Below are 19,389 nucleotides of genomic sequence, written 5' to 3' on the forward strand. Positions count from 1 at the left end.
CGGCAGTTCCGGGGCGCCTCGCCTCAATTTTCGAAAGACGAAGCGGTGTCAGCGCACCTGGTCGAGCAAGCGCTTGCATTCCAGGAGGTCGAACAGCGCCTCCTGCAGCAAGGCGCGGTTGTCGCGCGACAGTTTGGAGGAATCCGGCTGTACAGGACCTTCCTCATCGCCTTTGCCAAGGCCGAAGAAGCGGCGGCTGGGCTTCACCTTGGGCTGGCCGACCAACGCGTCCTCGTCGCCGCGCGGTTGCGCGCCGGCGGTCAGCGGCACCTGATCGGCCTGCCGGCGCTGCGCGATCGCCTCGACGGCCGCCATGTCGCCATTGCCGATGGCGACCAGGAAATGATTGCCATTCTCGCGCAAGAGCTTCTGCACGCCCTTGATCGTGTAGCCCTGGTCATAGAGCATATGCCTAATGCCCTTGATCAGTTCGACATCCTGCGGCCGGTAGTAGCGGCGGCCGCCGCCGCGCTTCATCGGCTTGATCTGATTGAAGCGCGTTTCCCAGAAACGCAGCACATGCTGCGGCAGATCGAGATCTTCCGCCACCTCGCTGATGGTGCGGAACGCATCGGGGCTTTTGTCCATGGGCGAAACCTCACGCTGGACGGAGATCGGGTCAATTGATCCCGAATCGGTCTTTATTTCAGCGATTTATGAAACGATATTCAAGCCCGACGTCAAACCTGCAGTGTTTTTCAACCGCATTCGCCGGCAGAACTATTTGCCGCTCTTGGTCTTGCTGTTCTGATGCGAGCGCAGGATCCGGCTCTTGAGCACGTTCGACGATTTGAAGGTCATCACCCGGCGCGGCAAGATCGGCACTTCCTCGCCGGTCTTCGGATTGCGGCCGATGCGCTCGTTCTTGGAGCGGACATGGAAGGTGGCAAAGGACGACAGCTTGACCGTCTCGCCTCGAACGATGGCTTCGCAGATCTCATCGAGCACAGCCTCGACGAGCTCAGCCGATTCCGTGCGCGACAAGCCGACCTTCCGGTAAACGGCTTCGGCAAGGTCGGCACGCGTCAGTGTCTTTCCCCCCATGCGACCGTCCCATCAGTTCGCAGAAAACGTAAATCGATACAGGCAACGGCGGAGCCTAAGTAATTGATCCGGCAAGGTCAAGAACCGAACCGGACTGTTCGGCACTTACCAGCGAAGCAGTACCGCGCCCCAGGTGAAACCACCACCCATTGCCTCGAGAAGCACCAGATCGCCCTTCTTGATGCGGCCGTCGGCGACGGCCACTGAAAGCGCGAGCGGCACCGAGGCAGCCGAGGTGTTACCGTGCAAATCGACGGTGACCACCACTTTATCTTCGGCAATCCCGAGCTTCCTGGCGGAAGCGTCAATAATTCGTTTATTGGCCTGGTGCGGCACGAACCAGTCGAGGTCCTCGGCTGTGATGCCGGCTTGGGAAAAGGTCGCCTCGATGACATCGGTGATCATGCCGACCGCATGCTTGAAGACTTCGCGGCCTTCCATCCTGAGATGACCGACGGTGCCCGTCGTCGAAGGGCCGCCATCGACGAAAAGCTTGTCCTTGTGGGCGCCATCCGAACGCAGGCTTGCCGCCAGCACGCCATGATCGGCGATGCCGCCAGCACCCTCCTGCGCTTCCAGGACCAGCGCGCCGGCGCCGTCGCCGAACAGAACGCAGGTCGAGCGATCGTTCCAGTCGAGGATGCGCGAGAAGGTCTCGGAACCGATCACCAGCACGCGTTTGGCCAGCCCGCCACGGATATAGAGATCAGCGGTGGTGACCGCATAGACGAAGCCGGAGCATACAGCCTGCATGTCGAAGGCAAAGCCGTGATGCATGCCGAGCCTGTTCTGGATATCGACTGCGGTTGCCGGAAAAGTGTTGTTGGGCGTCGAGGTCGCCAGCACGATCACGTCGATGTCGGCAGGCGTCAGACCGGCGCTGTCGAGCGCGGCGCGCGCCGCGGCCTCGCCGAGCGAAGCCGTCGTCTCGTCGTCGGCCGCGACATGGCGCTGGCGGATGCCGGTGCGCTGGACAATCCACTCGTCCGAGGTCTCGACCATGCCTTCGAAGTCGGCATTCTTCATGATGCGGCGGGGCAGCGCGGCACCGTTGCCGCGCACGACTGATCTGATCAAGGTTCTGTCCTATTCCTCGGCGTCGGCGGTGCCGCCGGATTTCCTGTTTGTCTGGGCACTCGGGTTGCGCGCATGGAACAGATCGAGGTCGGCTTCGATCCGGTCAAGCAGATTGTTGCGCACCATGTCGTAGCCAAGCTCGATCGCCGCGGCGAAGCCGTCCGAATCGGCGCCGCCATGGCTTTTCACGACGATACCATTCAAACCCAGGAAGACGCCGCCATTGGAACGGCCGACATCCATCTTTTCGCGCAGCCGGTCGAAGGCGCCCTTGGCGAAAACATAGCCGATCTTGGCCATTAGCGTGCGGCTCATGGCGGCGCGCAGATAGCCGGCGATCTGCCTTGCCGTGCCTTCGGCTGTCTTGAGCGCGATATTGCCGGCAAAGCCCTCTGTGACGACGACGTCGACCGTGCCCCTGCCGATGTCGTCGCCCTCGACGAAGCCGCGATAATTCATCGAGGCCATATTGGCCTCGCGCAGCATGCGGCCGGCCTCCTTGACCTCTTCCTGGCCTTTGATTTCTTCGACGCCGACATTGAGCAGGCCGACGCTCGGCTGCTCGATACCGAACACCGAGCGCGCCATGCCGGTGCCGAGGATGGCGAAATCGACCAATTGATGCGCATCCGCGCCGATGGTGGCGCCGACGTCGAGCACCACGCTTTCGCCGCGCGTCGTCGGCCAAAGTGCGGCGATCGCCGGCCGATCTATGGTGGCCATGGTGCGCAGGCAGAATTTCGACATCGCCATCAGCGCGCCGGTGTTGCCGGCCGAGATACAGGCTTGCGCGCCGCCATTCTTGATGGCCTCGACCGCCTTCCACATCGACGACTTCCAACGGCCATGACGCAGCGCCTGGCTAGGCTTGTCATCCATGCGCACGGCGATCTCGCAATGGATGAATTCACTCACCTCGGCGAGCTTCGGGAACTTGGCGAGTTCGGGACGCACGGCGTCCTCGCGGCCATAGATGACGAAGCGGATGTCAGGGCGGCGGATGGCGACCGTCATCAGCGCCGGGATGACCACACCTGGTCCGTGATCGCCGCCCATGGCATCGATGGAAATTCTGATCACGTAGTGCTTTTCTCACGGTTTGCCTGGCTTGCGGCGGATGCCTGCCAGAATAAGGGGGCTCGCGAAGGTTTGGCGAAAATAGCTGTTTTGGGCTGCCGCACAACCGACTTTTCCAAAATCCGAACCGCTCTTAGGATTTTCCGAGCAGCAAACGCAGCTTTTTCTGGAATTCGCTTTCTTCCGGCTGATCGTCGCCAGCGGCCTCGATCGCGGCCCCGGCCTTGCGCGGATAAGGGTCGATCGCCAGGCCGAAAAACTGTTCGGCCAGCGCCCCGACATCGATGAAGTCACCGGAAAAGGTCTCCGGGCTGTCAGGCCCATCGGCGTCCAGGATGATCTCGCCGCCGCCTTCGAAGCCCTCACGTCCAAGCTTCGACTCTTCCGGCAAAAGCAGCGCCTCGACCGGTTCGTCGATATGCGCGCTCACCGGATCAAGGGTTACGATGCAGGCCTGGGTGATATCGGCCTCGACACGACCGGTGACTTTGACGCCGTTGCGCTTCCAGCGCTCCACCAGAAGCTCGGCGCGATAGGTCTCGACCGAAAGCAGCTCGTGGTCGGTGGCAAGGGCGGCGCGCTGTCGCTCGTCGGCCTCGACGACGACAGGCAAACCCTTCTGCGGCAGCCGCGCCACATTGGCGATGAAGGAGACGGGGCTCTTCGGCTCGACATGTTTCATCTCCATGCCCTACCCTGCCGCCGCGGCGGGAAACGCCACCTTGCCGGCAACGAGCGATTCGCTCTGCTGCGTAGCAAGTTCCCGGGACGCCTCGGAAACATAGTTCGCCAGCAGCGGAGCCTCGGGCCAGGCGCCTGCTTCGGGCTTGACATTGCGGGCAAGGGCGGCGGCAAGGGCGGCGCGGTCGTCTTCGCGCAAGGCGTCGTCATAGGCCGCGGTGCGGCCATAAAACATCTTTGCCAGCTTCTTCATGCGCTTGGGCACACCGACATCGCTGATGCCGAGTTCTCTCAGCGAATGCTCGACATCGAGGAAGAACTCGTCGATCAGCACCTGCGCGACTTCAGCGGCAGCACCTTCCTGGCCCCGCAGCCTGTGCTGAACCAGGAACATGTGCAGCGACAGCATCTCGAAGCGGCCGAGCGGCGTATCCGGCACATTCCAGTCGGAATAAAACACGGTTTGCCGCGCCGCCGCCACGATTTGTCCGTAGAGCGCGTCGGTAATAGCGCGGTTGGCATGGCGTTCACGACCAAAAAGGCGCTGGAACATTGAGGGCGGTCTCCCGGGGACCTTTTGTTTGATTTGGCCTTGTTGCATCGGCATGCAAGCTGGTTTACCGGTTTTGCGGCCCAGCGCAAGTTGCGGGGATGTGATGGAGAATTGTTGTTGGGTGCGCTGAAATTCAAGTCGTTTCTTACGCCATTGCCGGCGGGAATGGCCTCTCTCCTGGTGGCGGCCTCCGCGCTTTCAGCCTGCAATTCGTCCAAGATGTTCGGTGATCTTCATCCGAGCCAGACGCTGACGCAGGGCTATGTCATCGACCAGGCGGCCATCGACTCGGTGCCGGTGGGATCGAGCCGCGAGCAGGTGCTTTTGGCGCTCGGCACGCCGTCGACGACGGCGACCTTCGACAACGAGACGTTCTATTACATCTCGCAGACGCGCAAGCGCTACGTCGCCTTCGCTAAGCCAAGGATAGTCGATCAGCATGTGCTGGCGGTCTATTTCGGCGCCGATGGACGCGTCACGCAGATCGCCAATTACGGCCTGAAGGACGGCAAGGTCTTCGACTTCATCTCGCGGACTACGCCGACCGGCGGCAAGGACCAGAACTTCCTCAGCCAGATCATCAACGGCGCGAGCAAGCTAGCCCCCGGCATCCCCGGCGGAGGCACGCCGTAAGTTTCCATAAGCTTTCGAGAATCAAAGACCCGCCGGATCACCGGCGGGTCTTTGATTCTCCCCGTGGCAAGCGATCAGTCTTCGAGAAATGCGAGCTGCGGAGAGGCTCTCTCACAGGTTTTTGTTTCAGCATGGGAAGGGCCAGCTTGTCACCAGCAGGGCAAAGCACATATCAGACCCGATAGGCTTTGGGGGCTTTGGCAATGAGCAGTGACGATCATGCCGCGCCGGATGGGTGGATGGCGACAGGGACGCCTGACCGACAAACGGTGACGTCGGACTGGCTGGCTATCGATCCGCCGGCAATCGATGGCGTCAGGATCAAGGAAATCAGGCCCGTCGCGACCTCGAACGGATACCTTACCGAGGTATTTCGCGACGAGTGGGGCCTGGACGACCTGCCTGTCGGCCAGGTCTTTCAGCGGACGATGTATCCAGGCGCGGTGACGGGTTGGCACGCGCATACGCGGACACTCGACCGGCTTTTCTGCTCCTGCGGAAGTGTCCGCATCTCGCTCTATGACGGACGAAAAGCGTCACCGACCTTCGGCGCGCTGTGGCACAAGATCGTCGGCCCCTTGCGACCATCCCTCGTCATCATCCCGCCAGGCGTATGGCATGGCGTGGTTTCGCTCGGGCCGGAGACGGCGTTGCTGATCAACCTCGTCGACAAAGCCTACGCCTACGACGCGCCCGATCATCGGCGCTTGCCGCCCGATACCGAACATATCCCCTATAAGCTGGTGTAGCGTGGAGAAATCGGGCCAACTCCTTTCGGCCGGAGGGCTTGAGCCGCTGGTCTCGGTCGTCATCGCGACGCATGACCGCCCGGCGGTCTTGCACCAGGCACTGAGGAGCGTTGTGGCCCAGACGCTGCAAGACTGGGAGGCCATCGTCATCGGCGATGCCTGCCGGCCGGACACCGAGGCGGCCGTCGCCGCCTTCGGCGATCCGCGTATTTCCTATATCGACCTGCCCGTGAATTACGGCGAGCAGTCGGGACCGAACAATATCGGCTTTGCCAGGGCGCGCGGCCGGTTTGTCGCCATCCTGAACCATGATGACCTCTGGTTTCCCGATCATCTCGCCGCGACCACCGGATGGGCCGACGCGACGGGCGCCGACACGGTGATCGCGCGCGGCGTGGTCGTTCATCCAGAATACGAATCCGGCGGTGGAAAGAACGAGATCTTCGGATACGGCAAGGACGGCCGCTACGACCCCGTGCTGACGAAGGGATTTGGTTCGGCGCAGGTGGTCAGGCGCGAGATCGCTGGGATGGCTCGGACCCTGGCGCCCGGCCAGTGAATGCTACTGCGAAAGCTCGCAGGATTGGTTGTTCCGGGCATGGCGCAAGGGCGCGATGATCGCAACGCTGCCGCATGTAACCGTGCTCGCACTGCATTCAGGAGCGCGCAAGCGAAGCTACGTCGAGGACAGCGCGTCGGAGCAGGAGAAACTCGTCAGCGCCATGGAAGCGCCTGATGCCTTGCGTGCGGAACTTCTGGCCAGTGTCACCGAACCGAGGTCGCCGCGTCCGTTCAATTATTTCAAACGCCGGTTTCTTGCCGCTGCTTTCGGCGTCCATCCGAGAGCTCGGGAGTTCCGCCGCAAGCATGCGCGCGGAACGTATATCGACGCGTTACGCAAAGTTCGAGGCCTTTCGCCGATGCCCGAGCGCGAACCAAGCGTCCGGGAGTTGCTGGACCGCTACGGCAAAGGTGGCGAAACGCCGGGAACCAGCTGAGCGCTCCGCTGAACCATGGCCGAATAGGCGACCTAATCGAACAAAAACCCGCGGGATCGTTCCCGCGGGTTTTTGTTGGACCGTGCTGTTGTCAGCCGTGCGCGAGCACGGCGAGCAGCAGCAGCGCGACGATGTTGGTGATCTTGATCGCCGGGTTCACGGCCGGACCGGCAGTGTCCTTGTAGGGATCGCCGACCGTGTCGCCGGTGACCGAGGCCTTATGCGCCTCGGAGCCCTTCAGGTGCTTGACGCCGTCCTTGTCGGTAAAGCCGTCCTCGAACGACTTCTTGGCGTTGTCCCAGGCGCCGCCGCCTGAGGTCATCGAGATGGCGACGAAGAGGCCGTTGACGATGACGCCGAGCAGCGAGGCGCCGAGCGCCGCGAAGGCGGAAGCCTTGGAGCCGGAGATCAGCAGCACGCCGAAATAGACGACGAGCGGCGCCAGCACCGGCAGCAGCGAGGGAATGATCATTTCCCGGATCGCCGCCCTGGTCAGGATGTCGACGGCGCGAGCATAGTTCGGCTTGGACGTGCCGGCCATGATGCCTTTGTCCTCGCGGAACTGCTTGCGCACTTCCTCGACGATCGAGCCGGCGGCGCGCCCGACAGCCGTCATGGCAATGCCGCCGAACAGATAGGGGATCAGGCCGCCGAAGATCAGGCCGGCGACGACGTAAGGATTGGAGAGGTCGAAGGAAACCTCGCCCATGCCTTGGAAGTAGGGATATTTGTCGCCATTGGCGGCGAAGAACTTCAGGTCGTTCGAATAGGCCGCAAACAGCACCAGCGCGCCGAGGCCGGCCGAGCCGATGGCATAGCCCTTGGTCACCGCCTTGGTGGTGTTGCCGACCGCATCAAGCGCGTCGGTCGAATGGCGCACTTCCTTGGGCAGGCCGGCCATTTCGGCAATGCCGCCGGCATTGTCGGTGACTGGGCCGAAAGCGTCGAGCGCCACGATCATGCCGGCGAGGCCGAGCATGGTGGTGACGGCGATCGCCGTGCCGAACAGGCCAGCGAGCTGGTAGGTCGAGATGATGCCGCCGACGATGACGATGGCCGGCAGCGCCGTCGATTCCAGCGAGACCGCGAGGCCCTGGATGACGTTGGTGCCGTGGCCGGTCACCGACGCCTGGGCGATCGAGTTGACCGGCCGCTTGTTGGTGCCGGTGTAGTATTCTGTGATCACAACGATCAGACCGGTCACCACCAGGCCGATCAGGCCGCAGGTGAACAGGTTCTTACCAGTGATGGCCATGCCGGCGACGGTGCCGATCTCGCCCCAGCCAACGGTTGCCGAGGTGGCGACACCCAGGCCGACAATCGATAGCAGGCCGGTGACGATCAGGCCCTTGTAGAGCGCGCCCATGATCGAGCCGTTGGAGCCGAGCTTGACGAAGAAGGTGCCGACGATCGAGGTCAGGATGCAGGCACCGCAGATGGCGAGCGGATAGAGCATCGCATTGCCCAGCACCGCGCTGCCGCCGAAGAAGATCGCGGCCAGCACCATGGTGGCGACGACGGTGACGGCATAGGTCTCGAACAGGTCGGCCGCCATGCCGGCGCAGTCGCCGACATTGTCGCCGACATTGTCGGCGATGGTAGCCGGGTTGCGCGGATCGTCTTCGGGAATACCGGCCTCGACCTTGCCGACGAGGTCGCCGCCGACATCGGCACCCTTGGTGAAGATACCGCCGCCGAGACGGGCGAAGATCGAGATCAGCGAGGCTCCGAACCCGAGCGAGACCAGCGAGTCGATGACGATGCGATCATTGGGCTGCAGGCCCATCGGGCCGGTCAGGATGAGGTAGTAGATCGAGACGCCGAGCAGAGCCAGACCCGCAACCAGCATGCCGGTGATGGCGCCCGACTTGAAGGCGATGTCGAGGCCGGCGGCCAGGCTGTTGGACGCAGCTTGCGCGGTGCGCACGTTGGCGCGCACCGAAACATGCATGCCGATGAAGCCGGCCGCGCCCGAAAGCACGGCGCCGATCAGGAAGCCGATCGCCGCGGTGATGGAGAGCAGCCACCAGGCCAACACGAGCACGACAACGCCGACAATGGCGATGGTCGTGTACTGGCGGGCCAGATAGGCTTGCGCGCCTTCGCGGATGGCGGCTGAGATTTCCTGCATGCGTGCATTGCCCTGGTCGGACGCGAGGACCGAACGTGTCGCCCAGATGGCGTACAGGATTGAAAGCAGGCCGCAGGCGATGACGGCGTAAAGTATGGTCATTGCCGAATTTTCCTCGATTGATGGCCCAAAAGAACCCCTCCCTGGGCCGTTGAGACGGGAGACGAATTGCCGGCAATCGGAATCCGCCCCCTTCGCTGGCGTGTATGCGAAACAGGGCTCGGAACGTCAAGATATTGTTCGGTTTTTGCCCGGCTTTCGCCCAAAAGGCTTATGAGCCAGCGCGCCTGTCGACCGCCGCCCCTTTACTAGATCGATTGAAATGACGCGGGCGGATCATGCCGGCCATGGCGGCCGGCTTTTAGAGCCTATTCCGCTTCCCGCCCCATGCGGCGCGCGGCAAAGCGCTCGATCGCCGAGAAAGCGTCGTAAATCAAGACAGCGAGCGCGGCGACGATCAGGCCGCCCTGCAGGACGAAGGCAAGGTTGTTCGATGTCAGGCCGGCGATGATGACTTCGCCCAGCGTCTTGGCAGCCACCGTCGAACCGATGGTGGCTGTGGCGAGGCTGATGACCACCGAGAGCCGGATGCCGCCGAGGATAACCGGGGCGCTCAGCGGCAGCTCGACCTTCACCAGCCTTTGCCAACCGGTCATGCCGGCGCCGCGCGCCGCTTCCGTGACATTGCCGGGCAGCGTCGTCAGCGCGGTGAGCGCGTTCTCGAAGATCGGCAGCAGGCCGTAGAGGAACAACGCAATCAGCGTCGGCTCCTCGCCGAAACCCACCGCCGGCACCGCAAGCGCCAGCACCGCGACCGGCGGAAAGGTTTGGCCGATGTTGACCAGGCTGCGCGACAGCGGCAGGAATTCGACGCCGAAGGGCCTGGTGACGAGGATGGCAAGCGCCACCGCGACGATCGTGGCGCAGGCTGTCGCAATCGCCACGGTTCCCAGATGCTGCAAGGTCAGGACCAGCAGACTGCCCCGATTGTAGATTGCCGGCGCGCCGTTCTCGGTCAGCGGCCGCAGCAGCGGCTCGAACCATTCCGGCCTGGTGATGAAGACCACCAGCAGCACCAGCAAGGCGAGCCTCAGCAGCGTCGGCAGCCAGGCCTTCATTGCGGCCTCGCCGCGCGCTTCACCAGCCCTTCGACCGTGACGCGGCCGAGTGCCTTGCCGTCGGTGTCTTTCACCGGCAGCGCCGGGCGGCCCGTCCACAAGAGCTCGGCCAGCGCGTCGCGCTGACTGATGTCCCCGGGGATCGCCTCGCCTTCCGCGCCGCCCGTCTCGACGGCATCGCGCACATGGCCGAGCGACAACAGCCTGAACGGCCGTTCGCTGGCGCCGACCAGCGTCTCGACAAAGTCGCTTGCCGGCCTTACCAGGATTTCAGCGGGCTTGGCGTATTGCACCAGCTTGCCGGCATTCATGACGGCGATCTTGTCGCCCATATGGATCGCCTCTTCCATGTCATGGGTGACGAGGATGATGGTGGTGCCGAAACGCTTCTGGATCTTGAGCAGATCCTCTTGCGCCTTGGTGCGGATGATCGGATCGAGCGCGCCGAAAGGTTCGTCCATGAGGAGCACGTTCGGTTCGGCGGCCAAGGCGCGGGCGACGCCGACGCGCTGCTGCTGGCCACCGGAAAGCTCATGCGGATAGCGCGGGCTATAGGCCTGCGGGTCGAGTTGGTAGAGCGTCATCAACTCATCGACGCGCGCTTTGATGCGGTCCCTGTCCCAGCCGAGCAGCAAAGGCACCGTGGCGATGTTCTGCGCCACCGTGCGGTGCGGAAAGAGCCCATGGCCCTGGATGGCGTAGCCGATGCTGCGGCGCAGTCGGTAGCCCGGAACCGAGCGGTTGTCGGCGCCGTCGAGCTTGATCACACCCGAAGTCGGCTCGACCAGCCGGTTGATCATCCGAAGCAGCGTCGTCTTGCCGGAGCCGGAAGTGCCGACGATGACTGCGATCGTGCGCGGCTCGATGACCATCGACACATCGTCGACCACGGTCGTGGCGTCATAGCGCTTGGTGATGCCTTCGATCTCGATCATGCCGTTTCAACCCTGCGCTTGGTGGCGGTCATCTCGATGACCGCGTCGAGGATGATGGCGGCCGCGAAGGCCAGGGCCACGGTGGGCAAAGCTCCCAGCAGCACGAGGTCCATCGCTGTCTGGCCGACCCCCTGGAAGACGAAGACGCCGAAGCCGCCGCCGCCGATCAGCGCCGCGATGGTGGCCAAGCCGATGTTCTGCACAAGAACGATGCGGATGCCGGTCAGGATCACCGGAAAGGCGAGTGGGAATTCGACACCGAACAGGCGCTGGCGGTCGGTCATGCCCATGCCGCGGGCCGCGTCATTGGCAGCGCGCGGCACGCCGGCAAGGCCGACCACGGTGTTGGCCACCACCGGCAGCAGCGAATAGAGGAACAGCGCGACGAAAGCCGGCGCGGTGCCGATGCCCCTGATGCCGATCGCCGCGGCGCCCGGTACGTGCGCCGCGACCCAACCGAGCGGCGCGATCAGCAGACCGAACAGCGCGATCGAGGGGATGGTCTGGATGATGTTGAGCACATTGAGCACCCCTGCCCGCAGCCGCTCAACGCGATGGCACAGGATGCCGAGCGGCAGGCCGACGATCACCGCTGCCGCAAGCGATCCAAGTGCCAGCGTGACATGCTTGGTAGCCTCGGCCCAGAAACCGTCGGCGTGACTGGCGTATTCCTTGAAGATGGAGAGGCTGTCCAAGCTCCCGGACACGAGCACCCCGGCGATAGCCAAAGCGGCGACGGCAAGCACCCCGACGCGCGCCAGTGGCAGAGATTCAGCCGGGTCAGCACATCGGCCAGAAGCAGCGTGAAGGCGAAGATCAGCAACCAGAAACCGGAGGCCGGGGCAACACGAGCGAGAGCATTGCCGGCAGGCGTCAGGAAACCGCCGGCGACGCCGATCAAGAATGCCAGGGCGACAAGTGCCACGATGCTTGCGGCAAGCCTGAGGATGAGCGGGGTCTTCAGCATGGCGATGATGGCGCCGGCAATGAGGATAGCGAACAGCAGCGCGCCAAGCGTTGTAGGCAGTGCCTCGAGGATCGAGCGCGCTTGTCCAGGCACGATGCGGTTTGCGCGGAAGGTGGCGAGGGGGGCGAGCAAGGCGGCATAGGCCACGATCGCCGCGATGACCACGCCGAGCTTGTCGAAGCGGATGGTCATGATGCAGGTTTGCGCGAGGCGCCCCCCTCTGGCCTGCCGGCCATCTCCCCCTCAAGGGGGAGATCAGATGCCGCGAGGGCCTTCGCCAATCATCGAGGTGCGAGAAGGAGGCGGGGCGCAGCCGCAGCCAATCTCCCCCTTGAGGGGAGATGTCCGGCAGGACAGAGAGGGGGACCTGGCACAGACGTCGCGCTTCCGAGGCAGGCTTGCTACTTCAAGAACCCGTTCTTCTTCAAAAGTCCTCGGCAACCGCCTTGGCAGCCTCGCCACCAAGCTGGACACGACCGTTGAGCTCCTGCAGCGTGACAAGGTCGAGCTTGGCGAAGACCGGCTTCAGCAGCGCCTCGATCTCGGGATGCTGCTTCAGCACCTGTTCGCGGATGATCGGCGCCGGCTGGTAGACCGGCTGCACGCCCTTGTCGTCGCCGAGCACGACCAGGCCGGATGGCGCGATGCCGCCGTCGGTGCCGTAGACCATGGCGGCGTTGGCGCCGTTGGTCTGGTTGGCGGCGGCTGCAATGGTGGCAGCGGTGTCGCCGCCGGAGAGCGTGATCAACTGGTCGGGCTTCAGCGTAAAGCCGTAAGTGGTCTGGAACGCCGGAAGCGCTGCCGCCGAATTGACGAACTCGGCGGAGGCCGCCAGCACCACCTTGCCGCCGCCGGCGACATATTTGCCGAAGTCGGTCAGCGTGACGAGCTTGTTCTCGTCGGCCACTTCCTTGCGCAGCGCGATCGCCCAGGTGTTGTTGGCCGGCGACGGCGACAGCCAGACGATCTTGTTGGCGTCGTAGTCGAGCTTCTTGGCGGTCTCATAAGCCTTGGCCGCATCCTTCCAGACCGGATCGTCAGCCTTCTGGAAGAAGAAGGCGGCATTGCCGGTGTATTCCGGGTAGATGTCGATCTCGCCGGCGGTGATCGCCTTGCGCACGACGGGCGTGGCGCCAAGCTGGATGCGATCCGTGGTCTTGATGTTGTTGGCGTTGAGGACCAACTGGATGATGTTGCCGAGCACGCCACCTTCGGTGTCGATCTTCGAGGAAACGACCACCTGGGCATTGGCCGAGGCGGCGGAGAGGCCGAGCACGATGGCCGCTACTGCGAGCTTTCCAATTGAAAACATTGTGAAAATCCCTTGCTGTGAACCGAGGACCCGGTGGCTGCATATGAGCATGGCCTCAACGCGCCGTCGGGGTACACGGTTTCATAAGTCAGGGGACCAGCGCAATATTTTTGTTCCCGGCGCGAATGCCGAGCCGTAGCCATCCCGACAGCGTAATGTCAGTTGGCGGCGCGCAAGCCTGCCAGCTTCAGGGTGCCAAGCGCCAGGAAGCACAGCACAACGACCGGGAACACCACCCAGTTCAGCATCGTCCAGCCCCAGGCATTGTAGACAGCGCCCGACATCAGCGAGGCAAAAGCGACGGAGCCGAACAGGACGAAATCGTGAAAGCCCTGGACCTTGCCCTTCTCCGAGGGGCGATAGCTGGCGGCAACCATGGCGGTGGCGCCGATGAAGCTGAAATTCCAGCCGAGGCCGAGCAGGATCAGCGCCATCCAGAACTGCCACAGCCCCAGGCCGGAAAGCGCAACCGCGGCGCAGCCGATGAGCAGGACGAGGCCCGTCGCGACGACGCGTTCGGCGCCGAAGCGATGGATCAGCGAGCCGGTGAAGAAGCTTGGCCCGAACATCGCCATGACATGCCAGGAAATACCGAGCGCGGCATTGTCTTCCGAAAGGCCGCAGCCGACCATGGCAAGCGGCGCGCCAGTCATGACGAAGCTCATCAGCGCATAACTGCCAACAGCGCAAAACAGCGCGGCGACGAAACGTGGCTGCGTCACGATTTCCGCCAGTGGGCGCGCGTCGTTCGCCGTGGTCTCGGCAACGACGTCCACGCGCTTGGACACGCGCAGGAATGACAGGATCAGCGCACCGACCGCGGCCAGTGGCAGGATCGAAACGAAGGACCCGGCAAACATCACCGGCGCCAGCAACTCGCGGGTATAGATGACGATCTGCGGCCCGAGAATGGCGGTGATGATGCCGCCTGCCAGCACAAAGGAAATGGCGCGCGCCTTGAATTCAGGCGGCGCATTGTCGGCGGCGGCGAAGCGGAACTGCTGCACGAAAGCGCCGCCGACGCCGGTCACGCAAAGACCCAGGGCAAACAGCCAAAAGCTTGCCTGGTAAAGCGCAAGCGTTGCGACCAGGCCACCAAGCGCGGTGGCGATGGTGCCGGTCATGAAACCGCCGCGCTGGCCGAGACGGCGGATGATCGCGGCGGCCGGCAGGGCACCGAGCGCGACGCCGATGTTGTAACCAGTGACCGGCGCTGTCGCCAACGATTTGTCGGCACCGAGCAGATATTGGCCGGCAAGCGCGCCGAGCGAAATCGCGATGGGCGCCGCCGAGCCCACGATCGCCTGCGCCGCCGCGAGCAGAATCGCGGTGCGGCGCGCGCTGCCGCCAGGTTCGGCGACCGCCACCGCAGCCGTCATGAACCGTCCTTGCCGCGCCCCTCGCCGCGCACCCGGCGGGAAACCCGGTCGAGCACTGCGTTGACCAGCTTCGGCTCGTCCTCCTCATAGAAGGCCTTGGCGATGTCGACATATTCCGAAACGATGACGGCCACCGGCACGTCCTCGCGCTTCATCAATTCATAGACGCCGGCGCGCAGGATGGCGCGCAGCGTCGAATCCAGCCGCGACAGCGGCCAGTCCTCGGTCAGCGCCTGGCGGATGACCGGATCGATGGTCTTCTGGTTCTCGACGACCCCGGTCAGGATAGCGCGGAACCACTGGGCATCGGCTTCGCGGTAGAGCGCGCCGTCGACTTCCTTGCCGAGGCGGAAGGTCTCGTATTCGGCGGTGATCTCGAAAACGCCGGTGCCGGAAACATCCATCTGGTAGAGCGCCTGGACGGCGGCAAGACGGGCAGCGCCGCGCTTGTTGGCGTGGCGCACCGTACCGGTCGAGGCGGGATCGGTCACGATTGGGCTCCGAATTTCTCTTTCAGCGCAATCATGGTCAGCGCCGCGCGCGCGGCGAAGCCGCCCTTGTCGCCTTCCGTCTTCCTGGCGCGCGTCCAGGCCTGGGCGTCGTTCTCGGTGGTCAGGATGCCGTTGCCGATCGCGGCTGCTTCCTGCACCGAAAGGTCCATCAGGGCGCGGCTGGACTCATTGGCGACGATGTCGAAATGATAGGTGTCGCCACGGATGATAGTGCCGAGCGCGACAAAGCCGTCGTAATGCGTGCCGCCATCGGCCGCGCCGTCGAGCGCGAAGCAGATCACGGCCGGGATTTCGAGCGAGCCGGGAACCGTCACCACATCATAGCTGGCGCCGGCTTCGTCCAGCGCGCCGGTCGCGCCTTCGAGAAGCGCGTCGGCGAGATCGTCGTGAAAGCGCGCCTCGACGATAAGCAGATGCGCCTTCGCCTTCGGACGAATGAACGCTTTGCCGTGTTGGGATGTGCCAGCCATAAAAGTCTCCGGGGGGTTGCCGGTGACTTAGGCCGAAGCGGGGTTGACCGCAAGCGGAAGATTGGCGGAACGAGCCTATCGATCCTCTCGGGTATGCCACAGACGCAGCACTGAAATTGTCGTGCTCTGAATTTCGTACCGGATTTCGTAGTTGCCTACCAAGATACGCCGCACTTCGCGCGGATCGTACTGTTCCAGCTTCTCGCCGATGCGGGGATACTCTACTAATCGCTTCGGCGCTGCGGTGAGTGACTGCACCACACGAGCAGCGGCCTGGCTATCTACCGGTGCGAGAAAATCATGAAGTCTGACCAGATCGGACAATGCCTTGCTGGTCCACTTCAACTCCATCAACGCGGCACCGGCAATGGCCTTTCAGTTCCAAGGCTATCAGCCCAAGCTTGGACAGCTTGGTGGTCTATGACCCTACCAGCGTCTACGTCAGCCAGTGCTTCAAGCGTAAGCTTGTGACGCTCTTCCTCCAGATCGACCCAAGCGGAAAGGGCTTGTTTAACGATCCAGCCACGTGGACGCTCCAGACGCGAGGCTAGTTGGTCCACTTTCTCGGCAAGTGGTAGAGGAACGTGAGCGGTGATGACCTTAGTATCCATGCAACCTCGCAATCAGGTTTAATCATAGCGATTAAAGTTGATTCAGTCGAGGAAGACTTTAAGGCTTGCTCTCAAAGCCCCTCTTTCGCCGCCTCCGCCAGGCGCGCGGCGTAGCGGGCCATGGTGTCGATCTCCAGGTTGACGCGGTCGCCGGCCTGGCGCTCGCCCCACGTCGTGACGCTAAGCGAGTGATGGATCAACAGCACGTCGAAGCGGATGCCTTCGACCTTGTTGACGGTGAGTGAGGTGCCGTCGAGCGCGACCGAGCCTTTCGGCGCGATGAATTTCGCCAGATGGCGCGGCGCTTCGAGGGTGAAGCGCACGGCATCGCCCTCCTCCTTGCGCTCGACGATCTCGGCCATGCCGTCCACATGACCGGAGACGATGTGGCCGCCGAGCTCGTCACCGATCTTCAGCGCTCGTTCGAGGTTGATCCGGGTGCCGGATGCCCAGCTCGAGGCAGTGGTCAGCCGCAGCGCCTCCTCCCAGGCCTCGACCTCGAACCAGCGCGCGTTCGAGCCATGCTCGGGCAGTGCGGTGACGGTGAGGCACACGCCGCCGCAGGAAATCGAGGCGCCGATGGCGATGGTGTCGGGGTCGTAGGCGGTGTCGATGCGCAGGCCTACGCCTTCGCTGAGCGGCTTGACGGCCGCAACACTACCGACGTCCGTGACAATTCCGGTAAACATCAAAAACCCCTTGTCCACTCGGCGTAGGTATCCTCGCCAAAGCGCATGTCGCGCAGTTTTTGGAAGCCTGCGGGGATATGGTCAGCATCGACCGGCGATGCAATGCCGTCCTCGCCGATCGCTTCCGGTCCCCGGAACAGGACTATGCGGTCGACCAGGTCTTCGTCGAGGAACGCCTTGGCGACCTGGGCGCCGCCCTCGACCAGCACGCTTGCCATGCCGAGCGCCGCCAGGTCCTCCAGCAATTCCGGCAAGGCGACGACGCCGTCATGGGTTTCGGTGCCGATAAAGCGCACGCCCTGACGTTCGAGCGCAGCCCGCCGATGCGGATCGGCTTCGAGGCAGGCAGCGACGTAGAGCGGCACGCGGTCGACGCCGGACACCAGCTTCGACGTCTCCGGCAGCCGGATCTGACGGTCGAGGATGATGCGGGCCGGCGAGCGGTTCTCCAGTCCGGGCAGACGCACGGTCAGCGCCGGGTCGTCTTCCAGTGCGGTGCCGATGCCGATCAGGATGGCGTCGGACTCGGCGCGCATCAGATAGACGTCGCGCCGCGCGATCTCGCCGGTGATGGCAACCTGGCCGGCGCCCTTTCGGCCGATCTTGCCGTCGCTGGAAAGCGCAAGTTTGAGAGTGACTTCCGGACGTTTCTTCAGCGACCTGATCAAATAGCCCGCCATCTGCTCGGCGGCCTCGGTGGCCAATACCTTCTCGACCACCTCGACACCGGCGGCGCGCAGGATCGCGTAGCCCTTGCCGGAGACGCGCGGATCGGGATCGCTCGCCGCCCCCACCACCCGCGTCACGCCGGCATTGACCAGCGCGTTGGCGCAAGGCGGCGTGCGACCGTGATGGGCGCAGGGTTCCAGCGTGACATAGGCAGAGGCGCCGCGTGCCAGCGCCCCGGCTTCGGCTAACGCCTCGGTCTCGGCATGCGGCCGGCCACCGACCGCGGTAACCCCGGTGCCGACGATCATCGGACCGGCGCCATCGTCGCGGACCAGGATCGTGCCGACCGACGGGTTGGTCGAGGTACGGCCGGCGTTGCGGCGCGACAGTCGGATGGCGGCGGCCATGAAACGACGATCAAGGGCCGCTTGCTCGGCCGCGCTCAGTTGCGGTCCCGCCATGCTCAGCCGGCGTCCTCTTCGGCTTTTTCCTCGTCGCCCTTCAGTTCGCCAAGCAATTCATGGAAATCCTTGGCCTCGCGAAAATTGCGGTAGACCGAGGCGAAGCGGACATAGGCGACGTCATCGAGCGATTTCAGCGCCTCCATGACCAGCTTGCCGACCTCGCCCGAGGCCACTTCGGTTTCGCCGGAGCTTTCGAGTTGGCGCACGATGCCGGTCACCGCGCGGTCGATGCGTTCGGGATCGACATTGCGCTTGCGCACCGCGATCTCGACAGAGCGCAGCAGCTTGTCGCGATCGAACGGCACTTTGCGGCCGGACTTCTTGACGACGACGAGATCGCGCAGTTGCACGCGCTCGAAAGTGGTGAAGCGGCCGCCGCAATCGGGGCAGACACGGCGCCTGCGGATCGCCGCGCCATCCTCGGCGGGGCGAGAATCCTTCACCTGCGTATCTTCGGACTGACAATAGGGGCAGCGCATGGAGAGCCTTCGGTTGGCGATTCTCGGGTGGAGGAAAGGCTTAGTGCCTTTTGCCGCGATGGCAAAGCACGCTGACCTTTCCTGCCTCAGAGATAGCGAGGCGCAAGCAAGATTGCCAGCGCCCTGCCCCGAACGCTTCGCCTCAGGGCGCCACGTCCTTGGTCGGGAAGCCGCAGGAAGTGCCCAGATTGCGATAGGCCTTGGTAAAACCGTCCATCGGCACGCTGGCAACCGTCTGCTTGCCGAAACTGATGTCGAGCGAGGTGACCTTGCGCATGGCCCGCAGCACGGCAAGGCTGGTCTTGGCCTGGTTGTCGACCGTCCAGCTCGGCCGGCCGTTGACGGCGTCGTTGGAATAAACGGTAGCCGTAACCTTGACACCGGGGTCGCCGAAGGTCGCCGCGATCTTCTTGCCAGTCGGCAGACCCACGGTATCGAGGGTGATGAGGATGGCCGGATAGGCGTTGGGCGGCAAGGCATCGCCGGTCGAGATCGACAGCGTCAGCGTGCCCGGATTGCCGCTGCCGTCGACGAAAGCGGTCGAGGCGGCGCAGGTCTTATGCGCATCCTGCCCGCTGTCGAGGGTATCGACGATGGTGGTCCACCGGCCAAACGTCGTGGTGGCGGGCAGATCCGTGCTCGGCTGCGTTTCGTCCTGGGCGACCGCGCCGGACGCAGCAAAAACGCTCAGTGAGCCAAACAAAGTCGCGGCGGCAAGACGGGACGTACGCATCATCAAATCTCCAGTAAGCCGCGCCGCCCGAGGGAGCGGCGCAAGCGCTGGATAAAAGATGACGCGCGGCGTGCGGTCAACTGCGACGGGTGCACCCGCGACAGAGGC

The 19,389-nt window shown here is 63.8% G+C and carries 22 protein-coding genes and 2 pseudogenes; 4 read left to right on the forward strand and 20 right to left on the reverse strand.

Annotated features, from left to right (window positions below; all coding sequences use genetic code 11):
• Window positions 1-48: 48 nt before the first annotated feature.
• The 6 genes from ACVDG8_RS02015 to ACVDG8_RS02040 form a co-directional block, all read right to left on the reverse strand.
• The gene (locus ACVDG8_RS02015) at window positions 49-588 is read right to left on the reverse strand and encodes a MerR family transcriptional regulator (protein ID WP_447253184.1); all 540 of its coding nucleotides are present in this window, start codon (window positions 586-588) and stop codon (window positions 49-51) included.
• Between the two features lie 132 nt (window positions 589-720).
• Window positions 721-1,044, reverse strand: coding sequence for an integration host factor subunit alpha (locus tag ACVDG8_RS02020; protein WP_140820159.1), 324 nt, complete (start codon window positions 1,042-1,044; stop codon window positions 721-723).
• Window positions 1,045-1,149: 105 nt separating this feature from the next.
• Entirely contained in the window at window positions 1,150-2,121 is a 972-nt protein-coding gene (locus ACVDG8_RS02025) for a beta-ketoacyl-ACP synthase III (RefSeq protein WP_447253185.1), read from the reverse strand.
• 9 nt (window positions 2,122-2,130) lie between these two features.
• Window positions 2,131-3,201, reverse strand: coding sequence for a phosphate acyltransferase PlsX (plsX, locus tag ACVDG8_RS02030; RefSeq protein WP_447253186.1), 1,071 nt, complete (start codon window positions 3,199-3,201; stop codon window positions 2,131-2,133).
• Window positions 3,202-3,331: 130 nt separating this feature from the next.
• Window positions 3,332-3,880, reverse strand: a complete 549-nt coding sequence (locus ACVDG8_RS02035) for a YceD family protein (RefSeq protein WP_447257205.1) — start codon at window positions 3,878-3,880, stop codon at window positions 3,332-3,334.
• A 9-nt stretch (window positions 3,881-3,889) separates the two neighbouring features.
• A complete protein-coding gene (locus tag ACVDG8_RS02040) occupies window positions 3,890-4,432 on the reverse strand; it encodes a ubiquinol-cytochrome C chaperone family protein (protein ID WP_447253187.1) in 543 nt (180 codons plus the stop codon).
• 117 nt (window positions 4,433-4,549) lie between these two features.
• On the opposite strand from ACVDG8_RS02040, the gene ACVDG8_RS02045 reads away from it, so the two are divergent.
• The 4 genes from ACVDG8_RS02045 to ACVDG8_RS02060 all read left to right on the forward strand — a co-directional run bounded on the left by ACVDG8_RS02045 (window position 4,550) and on the right by ACVDG8_RS02060 (window position 6,812).
• Window positions 4,550-5,065 carry an outer membrane protein assembly factor BamE gene (locus ACVDG8_RS02045; protein WP_371012228.1) on the forward strand — a complete coding sequence of 172 codons (516 nt, stop codon included), beginning with the start codon at window positions 4,550-4,552 and terminating at the stop codon, window positions 5,063-5,065.
• A gap of 203 nt (window positions 5,066-5,268) precedes the next feature.
• Window positions 5,269-5,814, forward strand: coding sequence for a dTDP-4-dehydrorhamnose 3,5-epimerase family protein (locus ACVDG8_RS02050; protein ID WP_447253188.1), 546 nt, complete (start codon window positions 5,269-5,271; stop codon window positions 5,812-5,814).
• A 1-nt stretch (window position 5,815) separates the two neighbouring features.
• Entirely contained in the window at window positions 5,816-6,373 is a 558-nt protein-coding gene (locus ACVDG8_RS02055) for a glycosyltransferase family 2 protein (protein ID WP_455707508.1), read from the forward strand.
• A 55-nt stretch (window positions 6,374-6,428) separates the two neighbouring features.
• Window positions 6,429-6,812, forward strand: coding sequence for a hypothetical protein (locus ACVDG8_RS02060; RefSeq protein ID WP_455707509.1), 384 nt, complete (start codon window positions 6,429-6,431; stop codon window positions 6,810-6,812).
• 91 nt (window positions 6,813-6,903) lie between these two features.
• Here ACVDG8_RS02060 and ACVDG8_RS02065 read toward each other — a convergent pair whose 3' ends face one another.
• The 14 genes and pseudogenes from ACVDG8_RS02065 to ACVDG8_RS02130 all read right to left on the reverse strand — a co-directional run bounded on the left by ACVDG8_RS02065 (window position 6,904) and on the right by ACVDG8_RS02130 (window position 19,281).
• Window positions 6,904-9,045, reverse strand: a complete 2,142-nt coding sequence (locus ACVDG8_RS02065; RefSeq protein WP_447253190.1) for a sodium-translocating pyrophosphatase — start codon at window positions 9,043-9,045, stop codon at window positions 6,904-6,906.
• Window positions 9,046-9,311: 266 nt separating this feature from the next.
• A complete protein-coding gene (locus ACVDG8_RS02070) occupies window positions 9,312-10,061 on the reverse strand; it encodes an ABC transporter permease (RefSeq protein ID WP_447253191.1) in 750 nt (249 codons plus the stop codon).
• The gene (locus ACVDG8_RS02075; protein ID WP_447253192.1) at window positions 10,058-10,996 is read right to left on the reverse strand and encodes an ABC transporter ATP-binding protein; all 939 of its coding nucleotides are present in this window, start codon (window positions 10,994-10,996) and stop codon (window positions 10,058-10,060) included. The genes ACVDG8_RS02070 and ACVDG8_RS02075 overlap by 4 nt, the downstream gene beginning before the upstream one ends.
• A pseudogene (locus ACVDG8_RS02080) lies at window positions 10,993-12,155 on the reverse strand (ABC transporter permease). The gene ACVDG8_RS02075 and the pseudogene ACVDG8_RS02080 overlap by 4 nt, the downstream one beginning before the upstream one ends.
• 209 nt (window positions 12,156-12,364) lie before the next feature.
• Window positions 12,365-13,275, reverse strand: a pseudogene (gene osmF, locus ACVDG8_RS02085) (glycine betaine ABC transporter substrate-binding protein OsmF).
• A gap of 158 nt (window positions 13,276-13,433) precedes the next feature.
• Window positions 13,434-14,654 carry an MFS transporter gene (locus tag ACVDG8_RS02090; protein ID WP_447253195.1) on the reverse strand — a complete coding sequence of 407 codons (1,221 nt, stop codon included), beginning with the start codon at window positions 14,652-14,654 and terminating at the stop codon, window positions 13,434-13,436.
• Complete coding sequence (gene nusB / locus ACVDG8_RS02095; protein WP_447253196.1) at window positions 14,651-15,145, reverse strand: transcription antitermination factor NusB; 495 nt, start codon at window positions 15,143-15,145, stop codon at window positions 14,651-14,653. Before nusB ends, ACVDG8_RS02090 begins: the two co-directional genes overlap by 4 nt.
• Window positions 15,142-15,636 (reverse strand): 6,7-dimethyl-8-ribityllumazine synthase, encoded by a 495-nt coding sequence (gene ribH / locus ACVDG8_RS02100; protein WP_447253197.1) that lies wholly within the window; start codon window positions 15,634-15,636, stop codon window positions 15,142-15,144. The genes nusB and ribH overlap by 4 nt, the downstream gene beginning before the upstream one ends.
• Window positions 15,637-15,711: 75 nt before the next feature.
• Window positions 15,712-15,987 (reverse strand): type II toxin-antitoxin system RelE/ParE family toxin, encoded by a 276-nt coding sequence (locus tag ACVDG8_RS02105; RefSeq protein ID WP_447253198.1) that lies wholly within the window; start codon window positions 15,985-15,987, stop codon window positions 15,712-15,714.
• On the reverse strand, window positions 15,987-16,247 hold the full coding sequence (locus ACVDG8_RS02110; protein ID WP_447253199.1) for a CopG family ribbon-helix-helix protein: 261 nt from the start codon (window positions 16,245-16,247) through the stop codon (window positions 15,987-15,989). The genes ACVDG8_RS02105 and ACVDG8_RS02110 overlap by 1 nt, the downstream gene beginning before the upstream one ends.
• 71 nt (window positions 16,248-16,318) lie before the next feature.
• On the reverse strand, window positions 16,319-16,936 hold the full coding sequence (locus tag ACVDG8_RS02115) for a riboflavin synthase (protein WP_447253200.1): 618 nt from the start codon (window positions 16,934-16,936) through the stop codon (window positions 16,319-16,321).
• On the reverse strand, window positions 16,936-18,066 hold the full coding sequence (gene ribD / locus ACVDG8_RS02120; RefSeq protein WP_447253201.1) for a bifunctional diaminohydroxyphosphoribosylaminopyrimidine deaminase/5-amino-6-(5-phosphoribosylamino)uracil reductase RibD: 1,131 nt from the start codon (window positions 18,064-18,066) through the stop codon (window positions 16,936-16,938). Before ribD ends, ACVDG8_RS02115 begins: the two co-directional genes overlap by 1 nt.
• Window positions 18,067-18,068: 2 nt before the next feature.
• Window positions 18,069-18,548 carry a transcriptional regulator NrdR gene (gene nrdR / locus ACVDG8_RS02125; RefSeq protein ID WP_447253202.1) on the reverse strand — a complete coding sequence of 160 codons (480 nt, stop codon included), beginning with the start codon at window positions 18,546-18,548 and terminating at the stop codon, window positions 18,069-18,071.
• Window positions 18,549-18,690: 142 nt separating this feature from the next.
• The gene (locus tag ACVDG8_RS02130) at window positions 18,691-19,281 is read right to left on the reverse strand and encodes a hypothetical protein (protein WP_447257206.1); all 591 of its coding nucleotides are present in this window, start codon (window positions 19,279-19,281) and stop codon (window positions 18,691-18,693) included.
• Window positions 19,282-19,389: the final 108 nt, after the last annotated feature.

This window comes from Mesorhizobium sp. ORM8.1, from assembly GCF_053005525.2.

Excerpts from the sequence above, each read along its gene's own strand:
- ACVDG8_RS02070 (WP_447253191.1), bottom strand. The coding sequence starts at position 10,061 with ATGAAGGCCTGGCTGCCGACGCTGCTGAGGCTCGCCTTGCTGGTGCTG.
- ACVDG8_RS02050 (WP_447253188.1), top strand. The coding sequence starts at position 5,269 with ATGAGCAGTGACGATCATGCCGCGCCGGATGGGTGGATGGCGACAGGG.
- ACVDG8_RS02090 (WP_447253195.1), bottom strand. The coding sequence starts at position 14,654 with ATGACGGCTGCGGTGGCGGTCGCCGAACCTGGCGGCAGCGCGCGCCGC.
- ACVDG8_RS02020 (WP_140820159.1), bottom strand. The coding sequence starts at position 1,044 with ATGGGGGGAAAGACACTGACGCGTGCCGACCTTGCCGAAGCCGTTTAC.
- ACVDG8_RS02060 (WP_455707509.1), top strand. The coding sequence starts at position 6,429 with ATGATCGCAACGCTGCCGCATGTAACCGTGCTCGCACTGCATTCAGGA.
- ribH (WP_447253197.1), bottom strand. The coding sequence starts at position 15,636 with ATGGCTGGCACATCCCAACACGGCAAAGCGTTCATTCGTCCGAAGGCG.
- ACVDG8_RS02115 (WP_447253200.1), bottom strand. The coding sequence starts at position 16,936 with ATGTTTACCGGAATTGTCACGGACGTCGGTAGTGTTGCGGCCGTCAAG.
- ACVDG8_RS02130 (WP_447257206.1), bottom strand. The coding sequence starts at position 19,281 with ATGCGTACGTCCCGTCTTGCCGCCGCGACTTTGTTTGGCTCACTGAGC.
- nrdR (WP_447253202.1), bottom strand. The coding sequence starts at position 18,548 with ATGCGCTGCCCCTATTGTCAGTCCGAAGATACGCAGGTGAAGGATTCT.
- ACVDG8_RS02040 (WP_447253187.1), bottom strand. The coding sequence starts at position 4,432 with ATGTTCCAGCGCCTTTTTGGTCGTGAACGCCATGCCAACCGCGCTATT.
- ACVDG8_RS02075 (WP_447253192.1), bottom strand. The coding sequence starts at position 10,996 with ATGATCGAGATCGAAGGCATCACCAAGCGCTATGACGCCACGACCGTG.
- ACVDG8_RS02065 (WP_447253190.1), bottom strand. The coding sequence starts at position 9,045 with ATGACCATACTTTACGCCGTCATCGCCTGCGGCCTGCTTTCAATCCTG.
- ACVDG8_RS02015 (WP_447253184.1), bottom strand. The coding sequence starts at position 588 with ATGGACAAAAGCCCCGATGCGTTCCGCACCATCAGCGAGGTGGCGGAA.
- ACVDG8_RS02105 (WP_447253198.1), bottom strand. The coding sequence starts at position 15,987 with ATGGAGTTGAAGTGGACCAGCAAGGCATTGTCCGATCTGGTCAGACTT.
- ACVDG8_RS02110 (WP_447253199.1), bottom strand. The coding sequence starts at position 16,247 with ATGGATACTAAGGTCATCACCGCTCACGTTCCTCTACCACTTGCCGAG.
- ribD (WP_447253201.1), bottom strand. The coding sequence starts at position 18,066 with ATGGCGGGACCGCAACTGAGCGCGGCCGAGCAAGCGGCCCTTGATCGT.
- ACVDG8_RS02035 (WP_447257205.1), bottom strand. The coding sequence starts at position 3,880 with ATGAAACATGTCGAGCCGAAGAGCCCCGTCTCCTTCATCGCCAATGTG.